Here is a 1006-nt window from a genome sequence, read left to right on the forward strand (position 1 = left end):
GGGGGTGGGGGGAAGGTGCGTCCCCTTCCCCGCCGATGATGGATGCGTGGACCATCAGGCGGCCTCGCGTTCTTCCGAGGCCGCCGGCTGAAGGCCGTGCAGGAAGGCGACGGCGCGCTGCGCGTGAGCAGCGGCCGAGAAGACCGCCCGCCTGTCGTCGGCGAGCACCTTCAACCAGGAATCGAGATAGCTCGCATGATCCGGACGCGGCTCGAGCTCCGGCACGATACCGAGATCGGCGGAGAGAAAGCAGCTCCCGAGCTCGGCGATCAGTTCTTCGCGTGCCCGCTCGCTGCGATCCTTGGCGTAGCGGCTGAGGTTGCGGTTCACCCGATGTGGCGCCGAAGTCCAATGCGTGGCTTCATGACTCAGGGTCGCCACATATGCCGCGGCGTCGCGGAACGTCTGGAACGGCGGCATCTGGATGTGGTCGGTTGCCGGCGAGAAGTAGGCGCGATCGCCGCCGTGCCGGATCATCGCGCCGGTGTTGGCGAAGAAGCGATCGGCATGTTCGATGCGCACAATCGGATCGCGAGCAGGTTCCGCCTTCTGCCCGTAATAATGGTCCGGCAGGCCGTCGATCTGCGCGACGTTGAAGACCGAGTAGGCTTTGAGGAACGGGATCTCCCGATCGAATTCCTCACCAGCGGAATCCGTTTCGGTCTTGGTGAAGCGGCTGGCGAAAACGACCATTGAGCCGGTCTCGCCCTTGCGGACGGCGCCGCCGAGCTCGAGCGCCTGCTTGAACGTCATCCACATCGGACTGGCAAAGCCGCGCGCGATGGCCTCGGACCACAGCAGCAGCACGTTCATACCGCTATAGGGCAGACCGTTATGCCGTAGCGGCCGCGTAACGCGGCCGATGGCATTGGCAGAATGCCATGGCTGCATCCAGGGCCGGACACCCTTCGCGAGCTCCGCGACGATGCGGTCGGTGATCCGCGCGTAGATGTCGATGCGCGGTCCTTTTCCTTCTTTTCTGCTCATTTTCATGAACCTCCAGAAC

At 64.2% G+C, this 1006-nt stretch carries 1 protein-coding gene; it reads right to left on the reverse strand.

Annotation, left to right across the window (positions count from 1 at the left end; translation table 11 throughout):
* Positions 1 to 54 precede the first annotated feature (54 nt).
* Positions 55 to 987: a zincin-like metallopeptidase domain-containing protein gene (locus tag EN749_RS36345; RefSeq protein ID WP_128365034.1), complete on the reverse strand. Its 933-nt coding sequence runs from the start codon at positions 985 to 987 to the stop codon at positions 55 to 57.
* Positions 988 to 1006 lie beyond the last annotated feature (19 nt).

Source organism: Mesorhizobium sp. M7A.F.Ca.ET.027.02.1.1 (assembly GCF_004022985.1).
Taxonomy (GTDB): domain Bacteria; phylum Pseudomonadota; class Alphaproteobacteria; order Rhizobiales; family Rhizobiaceae; genus Mesorhizobium.

What these genes read in the sequence shown, in the direction of transcription:
- EN749_RS36345 (WP_128365034.1), bottom strand. Translation starts at nt 987, where the DNA reads ATGAGCAGAAAAGAAGGAAAAGGACCGCGCATCGACATCTACGCGCGG.